24 protein-coding genes and 1 tRNA gene are annotated in these 23,601 nt (G+C 36.5%); 6 read left to right on the top strand and 19 right to left on the bottom strand.

All coding sequences use genetic code 11. The features are described from left to right. Positions 1-67: 67 nt before the first annotated feature. Positions 68-1,021, bottom strand: a complete 954-nt coding sequence (locus IGJ11_RS05345) for an aromatic acid exporter family protein (protein ID WP_207432380.1) — start codon at positions 1,019-1,021, stop codon at positions 68-70. Between the two features lie 109 nt (positions 1,022-1,130). Here IGJ11_RS05345 and IGJ11_RS05340 point away from each other — a divergent pair, with 109 nt between their 5' ends. Beyond that, positions 1,131-1,724: an FUSC family protein gene (locus IGJ11_RS05340; RefSeq protein ID WP_010719400.1), complete on the top strand. Its 594-nt coding sequence runs from the start codon at positions 1,131-1,133 to the stop codon at positions 1,722-1,724. A 77-nt stretch (positions 1,725-1,801) separates the two neighbouring features. On the opposite strand, the gene IGJ11_RS05335 is transcribed toward IGJ11_RS05340, so the two are convergent. The 3 genes from IGJ11_RS05335 to IGJ11_RS05325 form a co-directional block, all read right to left on the bottom strand. Beyond that, on the bottom strand, positions 1,802-3,289 hold the full coding sequence (locus IGJ11_RS05335; RefSeq protein WP_010719401.1) for a flotillin family protein: 1,488 nt from the start codon (positions 3,287-3,289) through the stop codon (positions 1,802-1,804). A 16-nt stretch (positions 3,290-3,305) separates the two neighbouring features. Then, the gene (locus tag IGJ11_RS05330) at positions 3,306-3,830 is read right to left on the bottom strand and encodes a hypothetical protein (protein WP_251849616.1); all 525 of its coding nucleotides are present in this window, start codon (positions 3,828-3,830) and stop codon (positions 3,306-3,308) included. Positions 3,831-4,025: 195 nt separating this feature from the next. Then, positions 4,026-6,629, bottom strand: a complete 2,604-nt coding sequence (locus tag IGJ11_RS05325; protein WP_207432384.1) for an HAD-IC family P-type ATPase — start codon at positions 6,627-6,629, stop codon at positions 4,026-4,028. 178 nt (positions 6,630-6,807) lie between these two features. On the opposite strand from IGJ11_RS05325, the gene IGJ11_RS05320 reads away from it, so the two are divergent. After that, a complete protein-coding gene (locus IGJ11_RS05320) occupies positions 6,808-7,590 on the top strand; it encodes a MerR family transcriptional regulator (RefSeq protein ID WP_010719404.1) in 783 nt (260 codons plus the stop codon). 164 nt (positions 7,591-7,754) lie between these two features. On the opposite strand, the gene IGJ11_RS05315 is transcribed toward IGJ11_RS05320, so the two are convergent. The 7 genes from IGJ11_RS05315 to ulaG are packed head-to-tail and all read right to left on the bottom strand — an operon-like array spanning position 7,755 to position 13,359. Beyond that, on the bottom strand, positions 7,755-8,471 hold the full coding sequence (locus IGJ11_RS05315; RefSeq protein ID WP_207432386.1) for an L-ribulose-5-phosphate 4-epimerase: 717 nt from the start codon (positions 8,469-8,471) through the stop codon (positions 7,755-7,757). Next, on the bottom strand, positions 8,458-9,318 hold the full coding sequence (locus tag IGJ11_RS05310) for an L-ribulose-5-phosphate 3-epimerase (protein WP_010719406.1): 861 nt from the start codon (positions 9,316-9,318) through the stop codon (positions 8,458-8,460). The genes IGJ11_RS05315 and IGJ11_RS05310 overlap by 14 nt, the downstream gene beginning before the upstream one ends. Positions 9,319-9,320: 2 nt before the next feature. Next, a complete protein-coding gene (locus IGJ11_RS05305; protein WP_010719407.1) occupies positions 9,321-9,962 on the bottom strand; it encodes a 3-keto-L-gulonate-6-phosphate decarboxylase UlaD in 642 nt (213 codons plus the stop codon). A 14-nt stretch (positions 9,963-9,976) separates the two neighbouring features. Next, positions 9,977-10,276 (bottom strand): PTS sugar transporter subunit IIB, encoded by a 300-nt coding sequence (locus IGJ11_RS05300; RefSeq protein ID WP_207432390.1) that lies wholly within the window; start codon positions 10,274-10,276, stop codon positions 9,977-9,979. 43 nt (positions 10,277-10,319) lie between these two features. Further along, positions 10,320-11,810 carry a PTS ascorbate transporter subunit IIC gene (locus IGJ11_RS05295; RefSeq protein WP_010737417.1) on the bottom strand — a complete coding sequence of 497 codons (1,491 nt, stop codon included), beginning with the start codon at positions 11,808-11,810 and terminating at the stop codon, positions 10,320-10,322. A 12-nt stretch (positions 11,811-11,822) separates the two neighbouring features. After that, a complete protein-coding gene (locus IGJ11_RS05290; RefSeq protein WP_034866766.1) occupies positions 11,823-12,275 on the bottom strand; it encodes a PTS sugar transporter subunit IIA in 453 nt (150 codons plus the stop codon). A 16-nt stretch (positions 12,276-12,291) separates the two neighbouring features. Continuing rightward, positions 12,292-13,359: an L-ascorbate 6-phosphate lactonase gene (gene ulaG / locus IGJ11_RS05285; protein WP_178286383.1), complete on the bottom strand. Its 1,068-nt coding sequence runs from the start codon at positions 13,357-13,359 to the stop codon at positions 12,292-12,294. A gap of 217 nt (positions 13,360-13,576) precedes the next feature. On the opposite strand from ulaG, the gene IGJ11_RS05280 reads away from it, so the two are divergent. Beyond that, entirely contained in the window at positions 13,577-14,341 is a 765-nt protein-coding gene (locus tag IGJ11_RS05280; protein ID WP_207432393.1) for a DeoR/GlpR family DNA-binding transcription regulator, read from the top strand. Between the two features lie 163 nt (positions 14,342-14,504). On the opposite strand, the gene nagA is transcribed toward IGJ11_RS05280, so the two are convergent. From nagA to IGJ11_RS05260, 4 genes are all read right to left on the bottom strand, one after another. Further along, positions 14,505-15,653 (bottom strand): N-acetylglucosamine-6-phosphate deacetylase, encoded by a 1,149-nt coding sequence (nagA, locus tag IGJ11_RS05275; protein WP_010719415.1) that lies wholly within the window; start codon positions 15,651-15,653, stop codon positions 14,505-14,507. A gap of 74 nt (positions 15,654-15,727) precedes the next feature. After that, a complete protein-coding gene (locus IGJ11_RS05270; protein ID WP_010719416.1) occupies positions 15,728-16,564 on the bottom strand; it encodes a helix-turn-helix domain-containing protein in 837 nt (278 codons plus the stop codon). A gap of 206 nt (positions 16,565-16,770) precedes the next feature. Further along, positions 16,771-17,988 carry a pyridoxal phosphate-dependent aminotransferase gene (locus tag IGJ11_RS05265; protein WP_010719417.1) on the bottom strand — a complete coding sequence of 406 codons (1,218 nt, stop codon included), beginning with the start codon at positions 17,986-17,988 and terminating at the stop codon, positions 16,771-16,773. A 143-nt stretch (positions 17,989-18,131) separates the two neighbouring features. Further along, positions 18,132-18,293 carry a hypothetical protein gene (locus IGJ11_RS05260; RefSeq protein ID WP_178306027.1) on the bottom strand — a complete coding sequence of 54 codons (162 nt, stop codon included), beginning with the start codon at positions 18,291-18,293 and terminating at the stop codon, positions 18,132-18,134. A gap of 68 nt (positions 18,294-18,361) precedes the next feature. Between IGJ11_RS05260 and IGJ11_RS05255 the strand changes: the two genes are divergently transcribed. The 3 genes from IGJ11_RS05255 (at position 18,362) to IGJ11_RS05245 (ending at position 20,238) form a co-directional block, all read left to right on the top strand. After that, positions 18,362-18,444, top strand: a tRNA-Leu gene (locus tag IGJ11_RS05255). A gap of 623 nt (positions 18,445-19,067) precedes the next feature. Beyond that, positions 19,068-19,277, top strand: a complete 210-nt coding sequence (locus IGJ11_RS05250) for a DUF378 domain-containing protein (protein ID WP_010719419.1) — start codon at positions 19,068-19,070, stop codon at positions 19,275-19,277. A 355-nt stretch (positions 19,278-19,632) separates the two neighbouring features. Continuing rightward, positions 19,633-20,238: a LysM peptidoglycan-binding domain-containing protein gene (locus IGJ11_RS05245; RefSeq protein ID WP_207432402.1), complete on the top strand. Its 606-nt coding sequence runs from the start codon at positions 19,633-19,635 to the stop codon at positions 20,236-20,238. 106 nt (positions 20,239-20,344) lie between these two features. Here IGJ11_RS05245 and IGJ11_RS05240 read toward each other — a convergent pair whose 3' ends face one another. From IGJ11_RS05240 to IGJ11_RS05225, 4 genes are all read right to left on the bottom strand, one after another. Next, positions 20,345-21,163, bottom strand: coding sequence for a plasmid recombination protein (locus IGJ11_RS05240; RefSeq protein WP_374220323.1), 819 nt, complete (start codon positions 21,161-21,163; stop codon positions 20,345-20,347). 382 nt (positions 21,164-21,545) lie between these two features. Further along, on the bottom strand, positions 21,546-22,052 hold the full coding sequence (locus tag IGJ11_RS05235) for a hypothetical protein (RefSeq protein ID WP_010737409.1): 507 nt from the start codon (positions 22,050-22,052) through the stop codon (positions 21,546-21,548). Positions 22,053-22,357: 305 nt separating this feature from the next. Beyond that, on the bottom strand, positions 22,358-22,987 hold the full coding sequence (locus IGJ11_RS05230) for a hypothetical protein (RefSeq protein ID WP_010737408.1): 630 nt from the start codon (positions 22,985-22,987) through the stop codon (positions 22,358-22,360). 55 nt (positions 22,988-23,042) lie between these two features. Beyond that, positions 23,043-23,405: an LPXTG cell wall anchor domain-containing protein gene (locus IGJ11_RS05225; RefSeq protein ID WP_229445205.1), complete on the bottom strand. Its 363-nt coding sequence runs from the start codon at positions 23,403-23,405 to the stop codon at positions 23,043-23,045. Positions 23,406-23,601: the final 196 nt, after the last annotated feature.

The following is a 23,601-nucleotide window of genomic DNA, read 5'->3' as shown; positions in this document are numbered from 1 at the left end:
TTAAGCAACGGAGACACCCCCAATGCTTAAACAGCTTCTCTTTATTTCATTCATTGAACTGAATAATTTAACCAATCGATTGTTGCGAAAATTCCGCTTTGATTTCAATAAAGCTCTTAAAGGATTGCAAAAATTGAAACAATTCTGCTCGATCTTCAAATTCTAAACGTTCTTTGGGCATATCCATGTCCCGATATAGTTCGTAGACTTCTTCAATTCGCTTCAATAATTCTTTCCCATCATTCTTTTCAGAAAAAGTTTCTGCAGTATAAACCAACAAGCCGTAAATATGCTTGCCATAAGGAACCGGATCTTGGATTCGATCCAGATTTCCTTGCATATCTTTGATCACGTTGATTTGGGTTCGACGCATGGAAAAATACGTCTCATAGTATTGCGTTTGTTTCACCCAGTAATTCTCTTGGTACTTCCTAGCATCGCTCTGACTTTCTCTTACGAAAGCCAACAATTTATCACAAAGCAGTTGATTGCTAGTATTTCTTCCAGTCAGTAGGAAATCAGCCATGTTGTTTAAAATGATACGAAACTCTTCTTCGATCAATTGTTGATTTTTTTGTAGCTGTTTTTTGATATCCGGCATATAGATATTCGCTACTAGTGCAAAAAAAACACCGATAGCCATTAAACTTGCTGCATTACCGATCAACGACCAACTCATATTTTTTTCACTTAAATAGTGTGTGACTAGCACAGAATTTACGACAATTCCATCCGTCAATTTTAACCCAACAGTCAGAGGAATAAACAGTAGTAGGAACAAGCCAAACCCCAAGATCGTATAATCAAAAATAAAAAAACTAATAAAAGCAATCACAGTCGCTAAAATAAATGCCGCAATCCTTAACATCCCAGTTCTTAAAGTTGAACGTTTCGTGTTGCCCACACTTAACAAAGCAATGATTCCTGCTGAAGGCCAAAACAATAATGAAAACATTTGAGCGGTAACCATGGACAACATACTACTAACCACTGTTTTCACGGTCCTCATTCCGATACGCATAAGCAACCCCTCTCTTTTCTTAGAATTATACTAAAAGACTTAGCTAAAAACTAGCAATCTCTTTAAAAGTTCGTTATCCTATTAAAAAGGACTAAAAGGAGAATAAGCGATGGAATTTGGCCGTTTTCGTTTAGGAATGCGAACAATAAAAAGCGCATTAGCAGTTTTTTTATGTATTTTATTTTTCCACGTCACTGATCGAGGACTACCGATGATTGCTGCATTGTCAGCTGTTTTTTCCTTGCGCCAAGATTTGACCACTACTGTTTCCTTTGGTCGTTCAAGAATCATTGGCAATTCAATCGGCGGCTTTCTCGGAATCATCTATTTTTTAGTAAAGAACTATTTTCACAATGATTTTTTAGTGGAATTATTTCTGCTGCCGGTTCTAGTGGTCATCGTCATCGTGGTATCTGACGGAATCAATAATAATTCTGGGATCATCTCAGCAATCGCCACTTTGTTGTTGATTGCCCTGAGCGTTCCTCAAGGCGAATCCTCTTTATATGCGATCCAACGAGTCTTAGACACATTCATTGGAACCTTTATCGCCATCGGAATCAATTTCTTTCTCCGTCCACCTGAGACAGAAAAGAAAGAAGAGCTTGTAGAAGACTTAGTTGAGCTGCAAAAAAAAGAAGCGTTGCTTAGAGAAAATTTGGCAGAAGTCGAAGAACAGATCAAAAAACACAAAAATAGCTAATACATAAATAAACAAACCAGTCTCTTCAACATGAAAGAAACTGGTTTGTTTATTTTTCTAACTAATTTTAGCGATAATTATTCTGCTTGATCGGGTTGTTCCCCGTTTTCATAGAGATTAACTTGTTTCATCGTTCCACGATTAGAGAGATTTTCGATAATGTCTTTGATATCTAATCCTGTTGTTTCTTTCAACGTTTCTTGAGTGGAAGCTAAGAGATTGGTAGCATAGTTAGTCACCCGGTTTGCTCCGCCATTTTCGCTTGACCCGTTACTGGTATCAACCACTGAGATTTTCTCAATGTTTCCTAATGGTTGTGCTGCTTCTTTCATTAATTGTGGTAACATCTCGATTACCATACTCAAGACCGCTGCTTCACCATATTCTTTGAACGCATCTGCAATTTTGGCTTTGGCTTCAGCTTCGGCCGCTCCTTTGGCTAAAGTCGCTTCCGCTTCCGCTTGACCAGCTAACCGGGTTTTATTGGCTTCGGCTTGTGCCAGAGCTTCAACGCGGAATTGTTCAGCTTCGGCTTCAGTTACTTCTTTTACCTTTTGAGCTTGTGCTTCTTGTTCTTTGGCATAACGATCCGCATCAGCTTTTTTCTTCACTTCTGAATCGTATTGTTTCTCACGACGAATGATTTCTTTTTCTTCTAATTCAATTTGTTTTTGTCGTTCAATGACTTTTACTTCCATTTCTTGTTCAACAACATGTTGTTGCGCCCGAGCGCTTTCCAAGTTATAGGCTTGGTCTGCTTTGGCTTTTGCAATATCTTGTTCTTGCTTGTAAGAAGCTAGTTTTAATTCTTTTTCTTTGATTGATTCTGCAATTTCCGTCTGTCTTTGTAGTTCCGCTGCTTGAGAATCTTTTTCAGCTTCTGCTTTTTTAATACGTGTTTCTTTTAACGCTTCTGCTTCCGCAATATCTGCGTCACGTTTCACTTGGGCGATCCGTGGTTTCCCTAAAGAATCTAAGTAACCGTTTTTATCACGGACTTCTTTGATCGTAAACGAAACAATGATCAATCCCATTTTCGCTAAATCAACAGATGCTACTTCTTGAACGCTTTGACTAAATTTGTCGCGGTTTTGATAAATTTCTTCTACAGTCATCGAACCCAAAATGGAACGAAGATGCCCTTCCAAAACTTCTCTTGCTTCATTTTCAAGTTCCTCACGTGTTTTACCTAGAAACTGTTCTGCAGCAGTCGCAATCTCTTCCACTGAAGAACCAATCTTGATGATCGAGGTGCCATCACACATCACTGGTACCCCTTGTTCGGTATAGACTTCTGGCGTCGAAACATCTAACTTGCTTGACAAGAGACTGATTCGATTCGAGCGTTGAAAAACTGGTAAAACAAATGCTCCGCCACCACGAACGATTTTGATTTTATTATTACTTTCATCTGCGTGGACATTTTTACTGCCTAAATAACTCCCGCTAATAATTAATGCTTCATCTGGTTTGGCAGTTTGATATTTTGCTACAAAGACGATCAGTAACATTAAAATGATCAATACTGCAATAGCAATTGCGATATAAACTCCTGATATTTCCATTTCTTACCACACTCCTTCATATTTTTAGCATGCCTTCATAAGGCGTTACATAACAAACTCTTTCTTTTACTTCAATGATCAAGACCTGTTCCCCTTGCTTAGCTGGTGAACTTTGTGGGGCATAAAAGCATGCAGGTCGCGTAATCGAACCAGTCACACTTTTTAATTGGATCTCCCCCATCCCTTTTAATGGTATGGGTGTAACTACGATCGCCATCTGTCCTTCAAGAGTTTTTTCTGATGCCGACAACGTACTTTCAGCATTTTTCATCGGCATTCGGACATAAAAATTGAGCAAAAACACTAAAACAGTTGCAATCGCCCCACTTGAAATCAATAGAAACAGCGAATCTAATTCTGTTAAGCGCTCTCCTAAATACCCAAACAGGCTGGTAAAAGTTAGCCAAGGGACAATGAGTATCGGGTCAATTGGACCATCGAAATCAAAAATATCTCCAAAGACTAGCAGAAAAACTGCAATCCCCGCACAAGTTAAAAGTGTATACCAATAAATCGTCTCTAACGCCATCCCTCCAATCATGTAATCGCCTCCTCCTCTGTTTTGTTCTATCATACCAATAGAATAACTTTCTGTATAGTTTGATCGATAATTTTGTTTTACCAATTTCCCAATGACGATTTAGCCAGTGGGGCGGACACCCCACCGGCAACAAAAGCACTTTAATGCGATCGTTTATTATTTTTGTTCGCTTCTTTTCTTTAAAAAGAAAATGGCTCATGCATCTAGTTTGTGAGTTGATTTTACCGTCATCCCTACAAAAGCTTTCTCTAATTCAACAAGAAGGAATAAAACCAATCCAGGTAGTAAACTGATGCTTACTTCTTGGACAGTCAACGAAACTGTCCCAATCGCAATTTTTAATGGTGGGAACACTAACATCAATCCTTGTAAGAGGATCATCGCTCCAATCGAATAGAGTAATGCCCGATTTTCAAAAAGATCTTTTGTCAGACTAAATTCAGTCACTCTTCGACAATTAACCATGTAGAAGGCTTGTCCAAAAACCATCGCATTGATCAGAACGGTTTGTTTCGCTTCAGCAGGAACAAAATCCATTGCAACGAACCCTAAAATAGTCATGATGATCCCAACATATAAAATACGCAAAAGTGCATATTTTGATAGGATTTTTTCGTTAATTGGTCTCGGTGGACGATTCATAACATCTTGATCTGCTTTTTCAAAACCCAATGCGTATGAAAGGGTGATCGAAGCGACTAGATTTAACCACAAGATTTGTACAGTAGTTAAAGGTAATGGGAAATTTCCTACCAATGAAAAGAGCAACAGTAATCCTTGGGCTAAACAAGTTGGCAAATAAAAGAGAATCGTCTTTTTCAAATTATCAAAAATACGTCGTCCTTCTTTCACGGCTTTTGCAATGGTCTCAAAATTATCATCTACCAACACCATGTCTGCTGCCTGTTTGCTAACATCGCTCCCTTTGATTCCCATAGCGATCCCGACATCGGCTTTTTTCAAAGCTGGCGCATCATTAACGCCGTCCCCAGTCATTCCAACAATTTCATCTTGTTCTTGGAGATAGGTCACAATAGCCAATTTATGTTCAGGTGTCGTCCTGGCAAAAACATCATTCTCACGGACAGCGATCTTCCATTCTTCTTCTGTCAATTGATCTAGTTCCGTTCCCGTAATCGCCGATTTAGCATTTTTTAAACCTAATTCCTCAGCGATCGCTTTTGCTGTTGCTTGATGATCGCCAGTGATCATTTTTACTCTGATCCCTGCTTGTTGCATTTCCTTGACTGAAGCAATAGCTGATTCCTTTGGCGGATCAATGATGCCACTAAGTCCAATCATCACTAGCTCATTCGTTAATTCTTCATGTGACAATTCACGATCCTTTAACTCTTTCATTGCAAACGCTAAGACACGTTGGCCTGTTTGCGCTAATTGTTCGTTTTTTTGTAACCACATAGCATGATCTATCTGTTGTTGTCTTCCATCTGATCCCAGTTCATATTGCACTTTATTCAGTAAAACATCTGGCGCACCTTTCACAAATAAGATCCTTTTTCCTGCAATCTCATGGACGGTCGCCATATATTTGTAAGCTGAGTCGAAAGGGATTTTATCAACGACTGGATAAAGTTCGATCGGTTGTTGATTGGTCCATTTTAATAAAGCTAATTCCGTGGCATTACCTGAAGTTGGACATACTCCTTGAGTTAGTTGGGTTTCTTGACAATTATGCATCGCTTCAACAAGCCAAGTCTCATTTTTGGTCCAGTTTTTTTCTTCAAGCATTTCCACCCCATGGTTCGCTTCTCTAGTCGCTAAGCTAACCAATGTCATTTCATTTTTAGTCAGTGTTCCTGTTTTATCTGAACAAATTACTGTCATTGCCCCTAACGTTTCAACTGTAGGTAGATTTTTGACGATTGCTTGTTTCTTTGCCATCCGATTGACACCCGAAGATAAAATAATCGTTAAGATCGAAGGAAGTCCTTCTGGGATAGAAGACACGATCAAGGCAATGACAGCTGTCGCTATATAGCCCCAAGTCATGCCATAATAAAAGTAGGATACGGTAGCTAGCAATAAAATCAACGCAGCGATTCCTTTAAATATACTAGTATTCATTTCCTTGATCTTCTTCAATAAAGGCGTTTCTTGTTCAGAGATCGACCCTAATGAAGTGCTGATTTTTCCAATTTCTGTAGCAGTTCCAACCGCGACTACGATCCCTATTCCTCTACCTGATTCCACTTTAGTCCCAGAAAAAGCCATATTCGTTTGTTCCGCTAAAGGAGTCTCTAGCGGTAACGGGTCGGTCGTCTTTTGGATCGCATGGGTTTCTCCAGTAAGAATTGCTTCATCGATTTGTAAATTGAACGTTTCACTCAAACGAACATCTGCAGAAACGATATCTCCAGCAGCCAATACGAGTTGATCCCCCACCACTAAATCAGCTGGTGCAATCTCTTTTTGCTGTCCCTTTTCGATGATGACTGCTTTTTCACTAAGTAATTCCGCAATGCTGTCTAAAGATGAAGCTGCCTTTCGTTCTTGTAAATAGCCGATCAGCGCATTTAAGAAAACAACTAAAAAAATCATACTGCCTTCAATATATGCGCCTGTAAAAAGCTTAACGATCGCAGCTCCTAGTAAAATGTACATCAGTGCATCATGAAAGTAAGAAAGAAATTTTTTCCATTCTGGAACTTTAATACCATTTTCTAAGACGTTTCTTCCATACTTAAGTTGTCGTTCGTTCCTTTCTTGTTCGTTCATTGCTTTTTTTACCATTAATTTTTCTTTGATTTCTATGATTGATAAGGTGTACCATTCTTTCATTTTTTTCCTCCAATAATTCTTACTGATCAAATCATAAAGGTTAGAGTGACTCTAAGGTCAAGAAAAATTTAAGCAAATCTATCTATGTAGAATAAGAAAATCAATTCCATTCACATTTCCCCCACGTTTCGTAGTAAAATAACCTTACTTAAAATGACTGATCAATGGAAGTGATGATTTGAAAATCAATGAATTAGCAAAGCTCTATGATATTACAGCCCATACTTTACGCTATTATGAAAAATTAGGTTTGATTACACCGGATTATGATGAAAATGGCTATCGAAATTATTCTTACGAACACATTGAACAACTGAATACCATCCGTGACCTACGTTATTTTGACGTCTCCATTACTGAGATCGCCGATTATTTGAAGCAAAAAGAAATCAGCAAGACAAAAGAATTATTAGCTTTTGAAATCGAGGCACTTCATCAACTCATCAGTGACTCACAAAAAAAAATCGAACTATTAATCGAACGTGTCCAGTTAATTGAAGAAGCAGAAAGCATAGACTATCAAGAAGTGCTATTAGTGCAGCAACCGAAAAGACTGATTCTTAAAGCTTCTACGGTTGCGACGGATGAACAAATCGACTTTTCGTTAAAAGAACTTCATAAAAAATACGAACCTTTATTAAGCACTAATAATCAAAATCTTTTTGGTAGTATCATCCATTTAGAAGAAGATCCTTTTACCTATCAAGTATTTTATTTTTGTCCTGACCTTACGATTAAAAATGAGGATGCTGAGATACTCCCTGCTGGAAATTATCTTAGTTATAGTTTTAAAGGTGACTATGAACAAAGGAAGAAAGGAATTGCTACCATCATGAACTACCTGACTACCCATTCGCTTCATAGAGCCAGTCCATTTTATGAATCTTATCTGATTGATTTTCACGAAACGAATAAGCCAGAAGAATATGTGACGCGTTTAGAAATTTTAGTTGAATCGTAGCTTGGGATAACTAATATTTATACAAGAAAAAACTACGTCTGAGTTTGACATCAGACATCAAACTCAGACGTAGTAACTCTTTTATAAATCAAGAATAAAAATTTGCTACTAAGTGCTACGAATCAATAAATGTGAAGACTTCAAGTAAGCCCCCGCAAGCTTCGTCATTTTTGACCGTAATATGCATGCATCCCATGTTTTCGATAGTAGTGCTTATCTAAAAGATATTGTGGAATAGATTGCATAGCAGGATTAATTTTTTCATTTTCTTTAGCCATTAAGCATATTTCGTCTAAGATCAAGCTATTCTCTACCGCCTTTGCAGGGGTTTCACCCCAAGTAAATGGGCCATGTCCATAAACGAATACACCAGGAACTTCAGTGGGAGCTAATTGTCTTTCTTGAAACGTTTCAACAATCACATGACCAGTGTTTCTTTCATAAGCACTTTTAACTTCTTTTTCAGTTAATTGCCGTGTGCAAGGAATCGTTCCATAAAAAGCATCCGCATGAGTTGTTCCATAGGCAGGCAAGTCTCGACCAGCCTGCGCCCACATGACTGAATGAGTGGAGTGCGTGTGGACGATAGCATTGATTTTTTCAAAAGCTTGATACAAAATCACATGAGTCGATAAATCAGAAGAGGGCTTCATCCCATCTTCTTCTAGCAGATTTCCAGCTAGATCAGTCACTACCATTTGTTCGGGAGCCATCTGTTCATACTTTACACCACTTGGCTTGATCACGATCACCCCAAGCGCTCGATCAATCTCACTGACATTGCCCCAAGTCAACTTAACTAGTCCATATTGAGGTAGTGCCAAATTTGCTTCATAAACACGTTGTTTCATTTCTTTAATGATCGGATTACGCAAACTCATAACCTGCCTCCTTTAGCTTCGGATAAAGATAGCTCTTTGCTGCTACGATTTCTTTTTTAAAATCCGGATTTTTTTCACTCCACATTTCAATTAAAAATGACCCATTATAATTCATCTGTTTGAGTTTCTTTAACAAACCCTCAAAGTCAACACAGCCTGCGCCAAAAGGAACATCACGAAATTGACCTGATGATTCAGTTGTTACTGGATAGGTATCCTTTAAGTGGATGGAAGAAATCCAATTGATCCCTTTTTCTAGTTCACGTTCTGGATCGTTTTCTTGCCAAGCTGAAAGGTTCCCAAGATCTGGGTAGACTTGAAGATAAGGTGAATCAATCTGGCGTTTGATTTCTAAAAATTTAGTGATTGAATTCATAAATGGATCATCCATAATTTCAATTGACAAGATTATTCCATATTCAGAAGCTATTTTGACGCTTTCTTCAAGTCCTTCAATAAATAATTTTCGTGATAGCCTTGTTTTTTTTTCATAATAGACATCGTATCCGGCTACTTGGATAATTTTGATACTTAAGCGCTGAGCAAGTCGGATCGCTTTGACCATCAATTCTTTGGCTTTTATCCGATACGCTTCATTTGAAGAGCCAAAAGGAAACCTGCGATGACCACTCAGACAAATGGAATTGATCCGTATGCCCGTCTCTTTCATGTCTTTGCGTATTTGATTGATCATCTCGTCAGACCAATTGAGTCGAGCTAGGCGTTCATCTGTCTCGTCAATCGACATCTCAATAAAGGAAAAACCAAGTTCCTTTGCTAATAAAAAGCGCTCTTTCCAAGAGATATCTTTTGGTAGTGCCTTCTCATAAATTCCGATTTGAGCCAAGTCTATTCCCCCCAAATGCGAATCATTTCTTGTTTAAAATCATTGGCTGCTTTTGCAGGATCGTCCGCACTAGAAATCCCTCTTCCAGCTATAAAAGTTTCCACTTCAATCCCTGCGAATAATTTCAATGTTTCCACGTTTAATCCACCTGTCACAGAAACTGCAAAGCCCATTTCTATCAATTTCTTTACTTTTGTCAGATCCCGTTCTCCCCAAGTTTCACCAGAAAGTAATGCATCTCGACTTTGATGATAGATCACCTGTTGGATACCGATCCTCCGCCATTCAGCTGCTTGTTCATAGGTCCAATCTCCATACAGTTCGACTTGCAATGCCTTCACTTCTTTTTGAGCTGCTTCCATGGTTGGCAGAGTAGCACAGCAGATAACAGTCATAAAATCCGCACCGGCATCAGTTACATTTTTGGCTACCGTTCCCCCGGCATCCGCACATTTTGTATCAGCAACAATTGTTTTCCTTGGAAACATGCTACGAATACAGCTGATGGCTTTGCGCCCCTCTTGCAGACATAAAATGGTTCCAATTTCAATAATATCGACAATATCCCCTACTTGAAATACATCTGCTAATGCTTGTTCTAAATCATTATGATCCAAAGCAATCTGTAATTTTGGTCTGCTCATTTTGTCTTCCTCTTTTATTTAGATTTTTGATACAACGCTGATTCAGCAAATTTTTCACCAATTTCTTTGGCTGACATGACATTTTTAATGCCAATCACTGTAATTCCTTTTTTCTCTGCTTGGGTAAACATATTCAAAAAATTGACTGGTGTAAAAACGACATCATACTGAGTCGCAGAACTTTTTCCTTCAGAAATTGCACAATGATGGATTTTGGTAATTGACACACCTAGTTCTTTCATTGCCTTTTCGACGCTTCTCATCATCATCAAACTTGTTCCCGACCCGTTTGCGCAAGATACTAAAATTCTCATTATGTTTTCCTCCTATGTGTTCATTTTAATTTTATTGTTGTATTTAATTCTCGTTGTGATATTTTTCTGCATATTGCTCATAATCATCGACGATCAAAAAGTACCCGTCTGGATTTTTACGGTATTGTAATTGTGGAATAATCAATAGCCCAACCACGACTAATGCGATACCAACATACCCCAAAAACTTCATCATTACAGTAAATAATGGCCAAGCAGTGGCCCAGTCAAACATACCGAGATAGCCACCATATTTTGACATGCCGATCCAAGTTGCAAAAACGGCCGATCCACCAACTTGAATGATTCCAGAAAGAAATGGGAACAGACAGGCGGCTTTGAAACCACCTCGATTGTTGGCAAAAACTGCGATAACTGCATTGTCAAAGAACAGTGGAATAAAACCAGCAATCACGATGGTTGGTGATTTGAACAAAATGAGTAAGGCAATCATCAAAAATTGACCTAAGGCACCAAACAAGAAGCCAATGGTTACGGCGTTAGGTGAACCAAAACCAAAAGTAGCAGCTACGTCAATCCCAGGAACCGCACCTGGTAGGATTGTATTTGAGATCCCTTGAAAAGATTGTGTTAGCTCATCCACGAAAGTACGGACTCCTAATTGTAAAATGGCTAGGTAGACAGCAAAATTCAATGATGTTGTCATAATATAGAACAAGAAACTTTGTCCTTCTTGCATAAACTGTGCTTGAATCAAATAATCTTTTCCTAGCACTAACAAAATAATTCCAAAAAATAAAAGCATTAATAAAGAAGTTGCTACCATATTTTCATTAAATATAGATAAAAAACCTGGTAATTCAATATCTTCCAATTTTTTATCCACTTTTTTAGAGTGTTCTTTTTTTTGATCACGTTTCTTTAAAAACTCGGCTAACTTCGCAAATATATAGATACCAAACATTTGCTGATGTGCCACAGAAAAACCAGCGCCCTCGGTTAACTCCTGGGTGATACCAACTGTTAAATTAGAAGCTACTGCCCAATAACAGCCTAAAATCAGTCCCATAAAAATCAGAACTTGAATTCTTCCTAAAGAGGGAAAACAAAATAATAATATCCAAAAAGCAGTTGCAGATTGTTGAATCTGAACATTTCCAGTTGTAAAAACCGAACGTAATTTTGTATATTTTTGAAAACGAACGAGTAAGATATTCATAACAAAAGCAATCAAAAGTAAAATCATGACATCCCCAAATGTACGACCAAATGTTTCCTCTAATCCAGAGTCAACGGCATTTTGTCCAAAATATGGATCGGTGACCATCGCATCCAGATTAAACCGTTCTTTTAAACCTACTAAAATGGGGCGGAAGTTGTTTACTAATCCTCCTGAACCAACCGTCAAAATGAAGTAACCGACTGTTGCTTTCAAGAAACCAGCAATACACTCATAAAATGGACGTTTCAAGAGAATGTACCCTAGCAGTACAATAAAACCAATCAGATAAGCTGGTTGAGTTAAGATGTTTGTAGCGAAATAAGTCCAAATGCTCAATAAAAAATCAGCCATTCTTTTTTCCTCCTATAAGTTATACTCTTGCATCACCACTCGATAGTCTTCAATCGAATCGGTATCTGCCAAACGATCAATTAGTCCATCTATCATCAACAACTCAGACAATTTTTGAATATTTTCCATATGCTGATCTACATTTTTGGCTGCTAAAGTAAAGAATAAACTTGCTGATTTTTCTTCTTGGTCGAATTGAATGGGTCTTTTCATTTTAGTGAATGATATAGCTGTTCCATAAACTCCTTCACTATCTGCTGAAGAATGTGGCATTGCCACTTTGGGAACAATCACGATATAAGGACCATGTTCTTCTACACATTGGATGATTTCATCTACGTAACTTTGATCAATCAACTTTTTATCTAATAATAGTTGACAGCTTTCAGCAACAGCTTCCTTCCAATCAGTAATTTCTTTATCGGAATATTTCACCAAGCCTTGATCCAAAAAATATTTCAACATGTTGTTAGCCTCTTTTCTATAAGAATGACGGGAATGGTGTATCGTTTTCTACAGAAAATACATCCTCAAAACCACGGTAGAAATTAAATTCCAGGTCGTCTTTGTTCGTTGGATAGGTAAACTTGCCTCCTACCTGCCAGATATATGGTTTAAAATCGTACTTCAATCGATCCTTTTTAAACTTCCATATTTCGGTAATTTCTTTTGGATCAGCCATAAAATTTGCCCAGATATCATAATGAACAGGGATGACTACTTTAGCCTTTAATGACTCAGCCATTCGCAACATATCGACAGAAGTCACTTTATCCGTGATACCTCGTGGATTTTCACCATATGCACCTAGGCAAACATCAATAGTATGTTCGTTCCCATGTTTCGCAAACATATTAGAATAATGAGAGTCTCCAGCATGATAAATATTTCCACCCGATGTTTCAAATAGATAATTCACAGCGATCTCATCCATTTCTTGAGGTATTTTCCCTTTTAAAGTTTCCTCTGGATCTTCACAAGTGACTAATGCTGTACGGTCAAATGCTTCTAAAGCAACGATAGTTACATCCTCAATTTTGACTTCATCTCCTGGTTTGACGATTATCGTTTTCTCTTTTGGAATTCCCCAGTTCAACCAAGTATTTACTACTTCTTGAGGACCAATGAATTTTGCATTCGGACAATTTTGATGAACAGCAGCTGCTGTATTGATATCCAAATGATCCGAATGGATATGCGTGACAACTAAAGCGTTTACACTTTTCATTTCAAAAGGGTCAATCACAAAAGGTTGCGTCCGCAAGTTCGGTTGCATTTTTTGAACACCACTCATTCGCATCATCTGATGCCCTTTTTTCATCATCCCATTTCCATGACTACGTTTACCTGTCCCACACCATAAATCACACAAAATATTTGTCCCTTTATGCGTCTTTAACCAAATCCCGGTACAACCTAACCACCACATCGCAACCGTTCCTTCTTTTACTTCCTCTGCTTCGATCTCTTCATTCAAGTAGGTACCCCATTCAGGAAATGTTTCTAAAACCCAATTTTCTTTTGTGACATCATTGACATGTTTGCTCATTGTAATGCTCCTCTCAAGAACTTTCTTTTGTTGACATCTAAATCATAATATGCGGCGTCAAACATGAAAACCCTTTTATATGAGTGTTTGTTATTTATATGATCGTTTTTGTTAGTTAATTGATTTTTTTAGTATGATAGATGTAGTTAATAAACTTTATATGAATTTTTGAAGTAATAAAAATCATATATACAAACGACATATAGGAGGGTAAATAATGAAAAATTCAATTGTCAATATTGAGAAGCGGCAAAAGGATATTTTGGAACGATTACAGCAAAAAGAGCAAATGACAACATATGAGTTAGCTGAATCTTTAAAAGTCTCTATTAGTACAATACGCAGAGATCTAAACTTATTAGAAGAAAAAAATGAGATCATTCGCAATTACGGGTATTGTTCTTATAATTATGATAATCGTACAGACTTTGATCAATCTGGTCCAGAACGGCTGAAACAAGCAATCGCTCGTGAAGCTTGTAAATACATCAATGATTATGATACCGTATTCATAAATTCTAGTTCTACTGCACTTAAAGCGGTTGAATATGTACGTGCCAATCACCTGACAATTGTCACAAATAACGTAAAAATCACTTACTCCCCTCACAAAGAAAACTGCAATTATATCTTGACTGGGGGTGAGATGCGCTTTCCAAAAGAAGCATTAGTGGGTGATATCGCATTAAATACCATTTCTTCAATGAATGCTGATGTCTGTATCATTGGTTGCAGTGGCGTATCGATCGATAATGGCGTAACAACTAAAATTCTCAATGAATCAACGATCAATGAAATGATGATTCGTCAAACGTTTAAATGTAAGATTCTAGTTGCTGATCATCGTAAAATTGGTTTAACATCGAAATTTAAAATTGCAGATATTTCTGTTTTTGATTATTTGATTACCGACCAGTTTTGTTCTGAAAAAGTAATTGCTGAAATCAACCATGTTGGGGTCAAAGTCATCCAAATCAGTTAAAAAAAGCCGGTGTGAATGGAACAAGGTTCTGTCCCAGCCACATCGGCTTTTGCTTATTTACGAATGATGTTCAAACATAATGACCTGATCCATTAAGTCAAAACTCTTCAAATCAGCCTTTCAGCGATGGTTCGCTCTTACTTACTTAATAACAGTCTTTTTATTAAGCGTGATAACGTTCTACACCATCTAGGTATGTTGCTTCTAAAGTCATATCTGGATTCAATACGATAAAATCAGCGTCCCGTCCTTTTGCGATCTTGCCACAAGTATCATCGATCTTGCAGCTGATTGCTGGTACTAAACTTCCCATCATCACAGCTTGTTCAGGTGTAGCTAATCCCCAGTCTACTACATTTTTGATTGCTTCTTTTAATTTCAAGATACTTCCTGCTAAATTACCTGATTCTAAGCGAGCAGTTCCATCTTTCACGACCACTGGAAATTCTCCTAAATTATAATTGCCATCAGGCATTCCACCAGCCATCATGCAATCAGTGATCAATGCCACATGGTCATGACCTGCTTTTTCCATTAAAATTTGAGCAGCATTTGGATGAACATGATGCCCATCACAAATCAATTCTGAAAAAACATGTTCTAGCGATAGTAGCGCACCAACCATTCCAGGTTCACGATGATTTAATCCACGCATGCCATTATACGCATGGACAAAGACACTGGCACCTGCTTCTACTGCCTTTTGTGCTTCATCGATCGTCGCATTACTATGACCCAATGAAACAACCACGCCTTCATCTGTCACTTGTTTGACAAACTCTTCAACGCCTTTTCGTTCTGGGGCTAGGGCAATTTTTTTGATCAGTCCGCCAGAAGCTTCTTGCCATTCATGGAAAGTATCAAGATCAGGGTCTCCAAAATAACTTGGATTTTGCGCCCCTTTATGTTCTTCCGTAAAGAATGGTCCTTCAAAATAGATTCCTTTAATTTTTGCTCCAGGAGCTTCTTGGTACATTTTTCCAATTGTTTCAGCTACATCTTTTAAACGTTCTTTACTTGATGTTAAAGTAGTTGGTAAAAACGATGTTACTCCACAAGAAAGCAATCCTTCTGACATTGCTTTCACACCTTCTGCATCATTATCCATCACATCATGGTTCATATAGCCATGAATATGCGTATCAACTAGACCAGGAGCGATCCATTTTCCGCTTTGATCAATGATATTGACTTCTCCTTCAGGTGTGTTTTGGGTATACTCCCCAAAAAGACCATCAGTGATTTCAAGATAACCTGCATTTTTGACACCGGATGACAAAAAGAATTTGTCTGCGTAGATAAAAGTTCTCATTCTTCTCTCTCCTTTGATTTTCTATCCTAAAGGTACTCTTATTTTGGAGATAAGTCAAGAATGGTCTACACCATTTAGAGACTTTTTGCTATTTTTTTAACTGATTGTGCCAATTCTTCATAAAAGAGAGCTTTATTGATTTCACCTTTCTTTTTATAAATCAAACTCTTTAAAATAAATAAATCGTTAAGGTAATAATAACTATTTTTATCTTGCGCCCACCGTATTCCTTGATTTACTTGTTCTAAAGATAGTTCAATTTCTCCTTGGTGCAACAAAAAGCTTCCATAGTTATAAAAAATTTGAGTAAACTCACTTTTGGTTCGATCTTGGATCGTCTCTTGGAAGAGTTGGATACTACGACTTAAATAGTACCTAGCTTCCGCAGTTTTGCCAGCTACGCCATAGATTTTGCCAATGCAACTGACTAGCTGGATCTCAACATCCGTCACTTGTGTTCGATCTTTTAACGTCGAATAGGAGAGCGCTTCTTTTAAATAACTAAGTGCTTGAGTAATATTTTTTCGTAATGTAAATTCACAGACGCCTAAATAATAATAATATTTTTGAAAATCCGCAGCTTCGTACAAATTTTCTGTAACCTCTGGCGATTTTAACACTTGTTCCAGCTTGCGATAATCTCGTTGCTGAAAATACAAGTCTGTTAATTCAAAATTCTTTAAGACCGCTCGAATTTTCCCATGAGATAAACGCATGACATGATCGATCGTTACGCCTAAACGTTGGCAAATTTGTGCCATTACAACAACATTTGGTAGCTCTTCATTATTTTCAATTCTGCTTAAAACACTCTGTGAACAAATATCTTGCGAAAGCATTTTTTGTGTCATCTTCTGTTCTTTTCGAATTTCTTTTATGATTGTACCAAAGGAAGCGACCAACGTTTCCATAAGCATCCTCCTTCAAAATATGCGTATTCGCATTATACCAATATTTTACTTTACGGAAGAAGAAACATCAAGAAAAGTCCTATCAAAAACTTATCCGACTTTTTTCCTTCCTTATTTTTGATTTAGCTAGTGATTATTTCATCTCTCACACCAAAAAGAGCCAAAACTTGAGTTCGGCTCTTTTGAGTAAAAACATCCATGACAGGCTATTTTTGTCGGTAAGTCGATAAAAATTCACGCATTTTGACAGCAGTCGTTTTCAGATCATCCATCTTTGGTAAATAAACGATTCTAAAATGATCCGGTTGATGCCAATTAAATCCCCCACCATGAACCAGCAAGATATGATGTTCATGTAGGAAATCTAAAACAAACTTTTCGTCATCTAAAATATTGAAACGCTTCGTATCAATCTTAGGAAAAATGTAAAACGCTGCTTTAGGTTTTACTGCAGAAAGGCCGGGAATGTCATTAATGGCATTGTAAATAAATTCTCGTTGCTCATAAATACGCCCACCAGGTAATAATAATTCATCCACACTTTGATAACCACCTAATGCCGTCTGAATGATTTGCTGAGACAATACATTGGAACAAAGACGCATCGAAGAAAGCATGTTCAATCCTTCAATATAGCCTTTAACATGTGATTTATCTCCACTCAACACCATCCAGCCAACACGAAATCCTGCAACACGATGGGATTTAGATAAACCATTCAACGTCACGACAAATAAATCTGGTGCCAAAGTAGCGATTGGAATATGTTCTAAACCATCCATGACTAAACGATCATAAATTTCATCAGAATAAATAATCAATTGATTTTGACGAGCAATCTCCACGATTTGCTCTAAAATCTCTTTTGGATACAATGCTCCAGTTGGATTATTTGGGTTGATGATCACGATTGCTTTTGTTCTACTCGTTATTTTTGATTTAATGTCATCAATATCAGGATACCATTCTGCTTGTTCGTCACATATATAATGAACAGGTTTTCCACCAGCCAATGATACTGAAGCCGTCCATAATGGATAATCAGGCATCGGAACTAAAACCTCATCCCCATTATCAAGTAGACCTTGCATACACATTGTGATCAGTTCGCTGACTCCATTCCCTGTATAAATGTCGTTGATCGTCACATTGGGGAACTTTTTGATTTGACAATATTGTTCAATCGCTTTTCTTGCTGAAAAAATGCCTTTAGAATCAGAATAGCCTTCTGAATCTCGTGCATTCATAATCAAATCACGTATCACTTCATTTGGCGCTTCAAATCCAAAGGGGGCAGGATTTCCAGTATTTAACTTTAAAATACTGATCCCTTCTTCTTGCATACGTTCGGCTTCTTCTAACACAGGTCCACGTACGTCGTAGCTTACGCCTTCTAGTTTATTGGATTTTTCAAATTCTCTCATAACGCTATCCAATCCCTCATTTCAAAATAAACAGAAATTTCTGATTTTTTATTTTTTACTTATTTTCAATATCATACTCTATCCCTCTAAAATTTACCACAATTTTAAGTAAAACCATAAGAAATTTTAGTTAGTTTTCAAACTCATTTCCGTCGATATTCATTGAATAAATTCGCACCCCAGTCCATAGCAATTCCGCAAATAACACCCAAAAAAATTCCGGCAGACAAATCTTTCAATACAATACCAAGAATTAGCCCAACACTCATTCCTAAGGTAGAAAACTCCCCATCATATTTTTCCACTTTTTCTCTCCCTTTTCATCTTGACATCTGCGGAAATACTCGCTATCATTAATTTATTGTTATTATACGCAGACGTGATGGAACGGCAGACATGCAAGATTGAGGGTCTTGTGAGCGTACGCTCGTGTGGGTTCAAATCCCATCGTCTGCATCAATGACTAGTCGTAGAGCATTCCGTGCTCTACGTTTTTTTGTTTTCTTATTCACGTCTTATTAATAAACTTACTGTTCGTTATACTAAACGACCTGACTTCTGATAATTTTACGCATTAATTCTTCTTTCTATTTTACTCTTCCTGTTAATTTACTGCTAATGATTACCATGGACAGTTCCTTCTTATGTTTCATAAGATAGCTTTTTTGATTATTTCTCCTTATTACGATTAAGCAATGAAATCAGTATTGTTTTATCTGCATGCCTTCTATTTTGCCCATCTTGATCATTTTTTATACTTACAACCTATGACCTATACTGTAAAAGAATTATGAGAACGATGAATATTAGGAACCATAATTGAACTCTTATTCAATCGATTCTTTTAAATAGTGTAACGCTTGTTTACAGTTCTTGAATCCTTTTGCTTTCCATTGGACATTTCTCTTTCTTAACTTATATATTTCATTTTTTTCTCATCATCAAACTCGTATTCTTATAAATAAAGATGACATTACCAGCTTATAACCTTATTTTATAAGCTTAAGCAGTATTTTAGTACTAATATAAAAATTAGTTTATAATTAGAGTATGTCAAATATGGAGAGGAGAAATAACAAATGAAAACTTTAGACATTATTGCTTTAACATTATTGATCGTTGGTGGATTAAATTGGTTATTGGTTGGTTTATTAGAATTTGATTTAGTTGCTACTATTGCAGGTGGATCTACGACAATTCTAGCTAAAGCGATCTATATTATCGTAGGAATTTGTGCTATTTATTGTTTGAAATTCTTTCCACTTATTACAAATAGAGTAGAACGATAATTTTTTAATTATCCTCTGTTCCTAATATAAATAAAGCAGTCATGAGCGTTAGTTTGTATGCTCATGACTGTTTTTATTTATATTCATGTAAGCGTTATTCGAGACAAAAGAGAGATTTTTTCTACAAAAAAACGTGAGATTAACCTTTTCTTAATAACTAGACAGCTACTCTTTTCAGAGACATTATGCTTGATTTTACGACAAAGAAATCGTTTTCGATTACATATGTTACTTTAAATATTACAAAAAAGGTAGATTTGTCATAAAGCTATTACCTATGAAATATATCCCCGTGGTAAAGTATTCCTCGTTGGTCACAACAAAACTATTTTTAAATTTACGAAGGAGCTTTTACATGAAATCACTTAAAACATTACTATTAGGAACAACTTTGACTGCCGGCGCACTATTCTTTATGGGAACATCTGCACATGCGGACGAAGCTTATACCGTTCAATCAGGTGATACGCTATCAACGATTTCTCAAAAATACGTTGGTGATAACTCCTTGATCCAAACTATTGCAGAAAAAAATTCAATCTCAAACATCAACTTGATTTATTCAGGTCAACAATTAACAATCCCAACAGGCGAACAAGCAGCAACAACACAAACAGCTTACCAAGCGCCTGCTCAAACAAAAACAGTGGCTGAACAACCAGTGAAGCAAGAACCAGCTCAACAAGCAGCACCTGCTCAAGCAACGCAAACAGCGACACAAGCAACACCAACGACAACAAACACAAGCTCAGCGAAAGAATGGATCGCTCAAAAAGAATCTAGCGGTTCTTATACAGCAACAAACGGTCGTTACATCGGACGTTACCAATTAGATTCTTCTTACTTAAATGGTGACTATTCAGCAGCAAACCAAGAACGAGTTGCTGAACAATACGTATCTTCTCGTTACGGCTCATGGGAAGCAGCTAAATCTTTCTGGGAAGCAAACGGTTGGTACTAATATAAATAGCTTGTTTAAAAAGCGAAGGTCCCTCTTTAGGATCTTCGTTTTTTTTTACTAAGCAAAGCGTAAATGAAAAAAATTGGCAGAAATAGTATCCTTTCTGTCAATTTTTTTGATAATTTCGATTTTCTAATTCCAGTTTGGCAAATGGTGGTTCGTTCATCGTGTTTTTTGAACAGTTGTGTTTGTCTAACTGCTCAAAATTATTTTTTGTTTCTTTCATGACGTTCAATAAATAGTTGTTCTCTGCTTTCAATCGTTTCACTAATGAATTCAAATAATTGTTTTCTTTATGTAATTCGTCTATTGTTTTACTCTTTTCGTCTGTCATATGATTTGAATAGTTATCTGTTTCTCTTCCTGGTTTCTTCATCCCCACCTCAGAAGGCAACAACGAGTGGTGAAGTAATTTAGTATACAGTTCTTTGTATTCTTGATACTCAGCATTCAATTGTTCTTTCATATGATCATTTGTCGATTTCTTTCGATAGATGGATGTCTTATTTTGTTGAAGAACTGCTTCTAACTTTTTGAGTAATTCTGTTTCTATTTCACAGTTTTTATATTTGGACATAATATAAGCAGAATTGAGACGTCCTTCTTTCATGGGTATTAGGCCAATATGTAAGTGTGGTTTCTCTTCATCAAAATGAACATGTGCATAAATGATATTCGATAGACCGTATAGTTTTTGAAAGGTTTGAACAATTTGTAAAAAAAATAGTTTTGTTTCTCTTACTGATAATTTTTTTAATGCCGATTCTTTAAAGATGATTCGCCATTCAATTAATATTGTCCAATTAGAATGAATCGATTTTGTTGAAGATAAATGGGTCAAATATTTTCTAATGATCTTTTTATAGTCAATAAATTTCTTATTTAAAACATCATAATTTAAAGATGTTTTATCTGGTTGTACAATACTTGATTCAACTATTTCTCTTTGATTATGTCTTTGGACTTGTTCTAATTCATAAAATCGATAATCCGTTTTTTCTAATTTGATTGATTTAATAGTTCTGCCTCCTTACTTTCTTCTTACTATGTGAATCTTTCAAACAAGTAAATAAACAACGTTTTCATCTAAAGTTTAGTTAATTCTATCCGAAAAAACAAACCGAAAAATTCCTATTTCTTGGTAATTATGTACTTTTAGTGAAATAAAAAAGGACCCTCTTTAAAGGATCCCAAGTAAACCAGTTAAAACAAAACCTACTTCGTGAATTTTCGAGTGAACTAAGATAATAAAGCAAGCTTTGGCCCGCCTCTAAATAACTATTTTTTATTATGCTAGCTATGATTCGTTAATCAATACGGAGTGTTCCATCAATGGTTGTTGTATTGATTAGTTCTTTTTCATCATATACTTTATAATATATCTTTATGCCATGCGTACCCGAGGAAGGCATATTCTTGAAAGCAACCGATTCAATCCCATTGTTGGGTGGAATCAATCCTGAAACATATAATTTTTTTTGATTAGATGCTAAATAGTATTCTACTTGTATATTATAGGAGTTGACACCCACATTACGTACATCCACGTGGGCTTTTCCCTCTTTATTTAATTCGATTTCATGCTTCAATACAATCCGAACATTGTCTTTATCGACTTCTTCCTGCATCTTTTTTAATAATTCGCCATTATTCAACTGAGTGATGTTCTCATCAAAATCTGGCAATCCTGTAACGACTTGAGGGGGAGATTGATTAAAATAGAAGTATCCACTGATCCCCAATATCAAAAGTACTACAGAGAAGGTTATCAGGATATATGTGCTTTTTTTTCTTTGTTTTGCTTTATGTGCCATTTAAAAATCTCCCTTTCTGATAAAATCAAAAACAAATCGTCTCAACCAGATGGATAAAAAAATCATTCGTTAAGCATTTACTTTTATTTTTTTTTCAAACAATCCACAAGTTTTTTTGTTGATCAACTAGTTTCTTTCGTTCCAACAGTTTATACTTTCAATGATTAGCAGAACTCCAACTATTTGGAATCCTGCTAAATGGTATTCTAAGACAGTCATGTCATTGTTACTATGTGCGAAATCCCCTGTTTATTCTGCTGGGGATTCCAATAATATATGATATAAATGAAATAAATCACGCTTTTTTATGATTCAGTATCTTTTAAAGCAGTGAAATTAAACGTTATTTCGTAACTTGGTCTAACCACTTGATTTTCTTTAAATCCTTCAGCGATTTTTCCTTCGAATTTTAACGTTTTAGATGAAGATTTATCTAATTCTGTTAAATAAGTAGGGCTATTAAGAAATTGACCCGCAACACTTTGTAAACGGACGCCCGCTTCATTTGTTGGCGTAAAGTATAAATCTTGTCTTACACCCGATTGACTTTTTTCTTCAAATTTTGATATTTCAATCTTGACTCTACGTGCACTAGAATTATTTGTTACGGTATAAATAGGTGATAAGATATTAGGAAGTGGCTGGCCATCATCTGTTACCGCATTTGCATAACGTACTTTTGTAGGTACAGTGATGTCAACATAAGATACATCTTCCGGTCCGACCGGATCCCATGGACCAATCCAGCCATCCACTCCAATTTGTGCATTATCTTTTCCTTGAATAGTTGCGCTGTCATCCTCAGGGTCACTTAATCCAGGAATCCAACCTAATTCATTATCTTTAACTGTTTCTGCACTTGCATTCATTGTTCCAATCCCAAATCCACCTAATAAAATAGATGATACTAGTAACACATTTGTCAACTTCTTCATTATTCTGTCTCTCTCCTCGCTGAAAACGTCTCACAACATTTCCATAAAAATAAAATTACATGATATAGTTTTTTTCTCGATTGAGCTCAATCAACATAACCGTTGAGAAAAGGGATACAATTGTTCCAAGTAACATCATATAAACGCTCAATTGTTCACCAGTTTGTGGAAGTCTCACTTTTTTTGAAGAACCTGAATCAGATGGTGTGATCGTTATAGTTGCTTTTTCTTTGGTTCCTGCGTCACTTACGTTATCAATTGTACTGGCATCTGCGTCCGCATCCCATACTCCTATTATTGCTTCAACTTGAATCGTTTGTTCATTTGTGGTTTGTGCATGACAGTTTGTTGTAATGAAAAGACTAACCATTAAAACACCTATCAAATAATACATCACTCTTTTTATTTCGCTCTTCACCTCCAATACTTTAACGACGCAACCTCCACAATAATATTATCCGTAAAAATAAAATAGAATGAAAACCAAGTTTTACCGATAGATTGGTAAATACCTTTTCCATTAGTAATTGTTATGTAACAAAAAGATGATTAGCTTAGAACATCTAAAAAATAATACTTAATTTTTAGCCATATCAGTTGATAAGCGGAAACTT

The sequence above is a fragment of the Enterococcus sp. DIV0691 genome (assembly GCF_051711145.1).
Taxonomy (GTDB): domain Bacteria; phylum Bacillota; class Bacilli; order Lactobacillales; family Enterococcaceae; genus Enterococcus_B; species Enterococcus_B hirae.
This window is presented reverse-complemented; position numbering and strand designations above follow the sequence as displayed.

Bases quoted from the DNA above. Each gene is read 5' to 3' on its own strand.
- IGJ11_RS05345 (WP_207432380.1), bottom strand. From the start codon at position 1,021: ATGCGTATCGGAATGAGGACCGTGAAAACAGTGGTTAGTAGTATGTTG.
- IGJ11_RS05340 (WP_010719400.1), top strand. From the start codon at position 1,131: ATGGAATTTGGCCGTTTTCGTTTAGGAATGCGAACAATAAAAAGCGCA.
- IGJ11_RS05335 (WP_010719401.1), bottom strand. From the start codon at position 3,289: ATGGAAATATCAGGAGTTTATATCGCAATTGCTATTGCAGTATTGATC.
- IGJ11_RS05330 (WP_251849616.1), bottom strand. From the start codon at position 3,830: ATGATTGGAGGGATGGCGTTAGAGACGATTTATTGGTATACACTTTTA.
- IGJ11_RS05325 (WP_207432384.1), bottom strand. From the start codon at position 6,629: ATGAAAGAATGGTACACCTTATCAATCATAGAAATCAAAGAAAAATTA.
- IGJ11_RS05315 (WP_207432386.1), bottom strand. From the start codon at position 8,471: ATGAGTTTGCGTAATCCGATCATTAAAGAAATGAAACAACGTGTTTAT.
- IGJ11_RS05305 (WP_010719407.1), bottom strand. From the start codon at position 9,962: ATGAGCAGACCAAAATTACAGATTGCTTTGGATCATAATGATTTAGAA.
- IGJ11_RS05300 (WP_207432390.1), bottom strand. From the start codon at position 10,276: ATGAGAATTTTAGTATCTTGCGCAAACGGGTCGGGAACAAGTTTGATG.
- IGJ11_RS05295 (WP_010737417.1), bottom strand. From the start codon at position 11,810: ATGGCTGATTTTTTATTGAGCATTTGGACTTATTTCGCTACAAACATC.
- IGJ11_RS05290 (WP_034866766.1), bottom strand. From the start codon at position 12,275: ATGTTGAAATATTTTTTGGATCAAGGCTTGGTGAAATATTCCGATAAA.
- ulaG (WP_178286383.1), bottom strand. From the start codon at position 13,359: ATGAGCAAACATGTCAATGATGTCACAAAAGAAAATTGGGTTTTAGAA.
- IGJ11_RS05280 (WP_207432393.1), top strand. From the start codon at position 13,577: ATGAAAAATTCAATTGTCAATATTGAGAAGCGGCAAAAGGATATTTTG.
- nagA (WP_010719415.1), bottom strand. From the start codon at position 15,653: ATGAGAACTTTTATCTACGCAGACAAATTCTTTTTGTCATCCGGTGTC.
- IGJ11_RS05270 (WP_010719416.1), bottom strand. From the start codon at position 16,564: ATGGAAACGTTGGTCGCTTCCTTTGGTACAATCATAAAAGAAATTCGA.
- IGJ11_RS05265 (WP_010719417.1), bottom strand. From the start codon at position 17,988: ATGAGAGAATTTGAAAAATCCAATAAACTAGAAGGCGTAAGCTACGAC.
- IGJ11_RS05250 (WP_010719419.1), top strand. From the start codon at position 19,068: ATGAAAACTTTAGACATTATTGCTTTAACATTATTGATCGTTGGTGGA.
- IGJ11_RS05245 (WP_207432402.1), top strand. From the start codon at position 19,633: ATGAAATCACTTAAAACATTACTATTAGGAACAACTTTGACTGCCGGC.
- IGJ11_RS05235 (WP_010737409.1), bottom strand. From the start codon at position 22,052: ATGGCACATAAAGCAAAACAAAGAAAAAAAAGCACATATATCCTGATA.
- IGJ11_RS05230 (WP_010737408.1), bottom strand. From the start codon at position 22,987: ATGAAGAAGTTGACAAATGTGTTACTAGTATCATCTATTTTATTAGGT.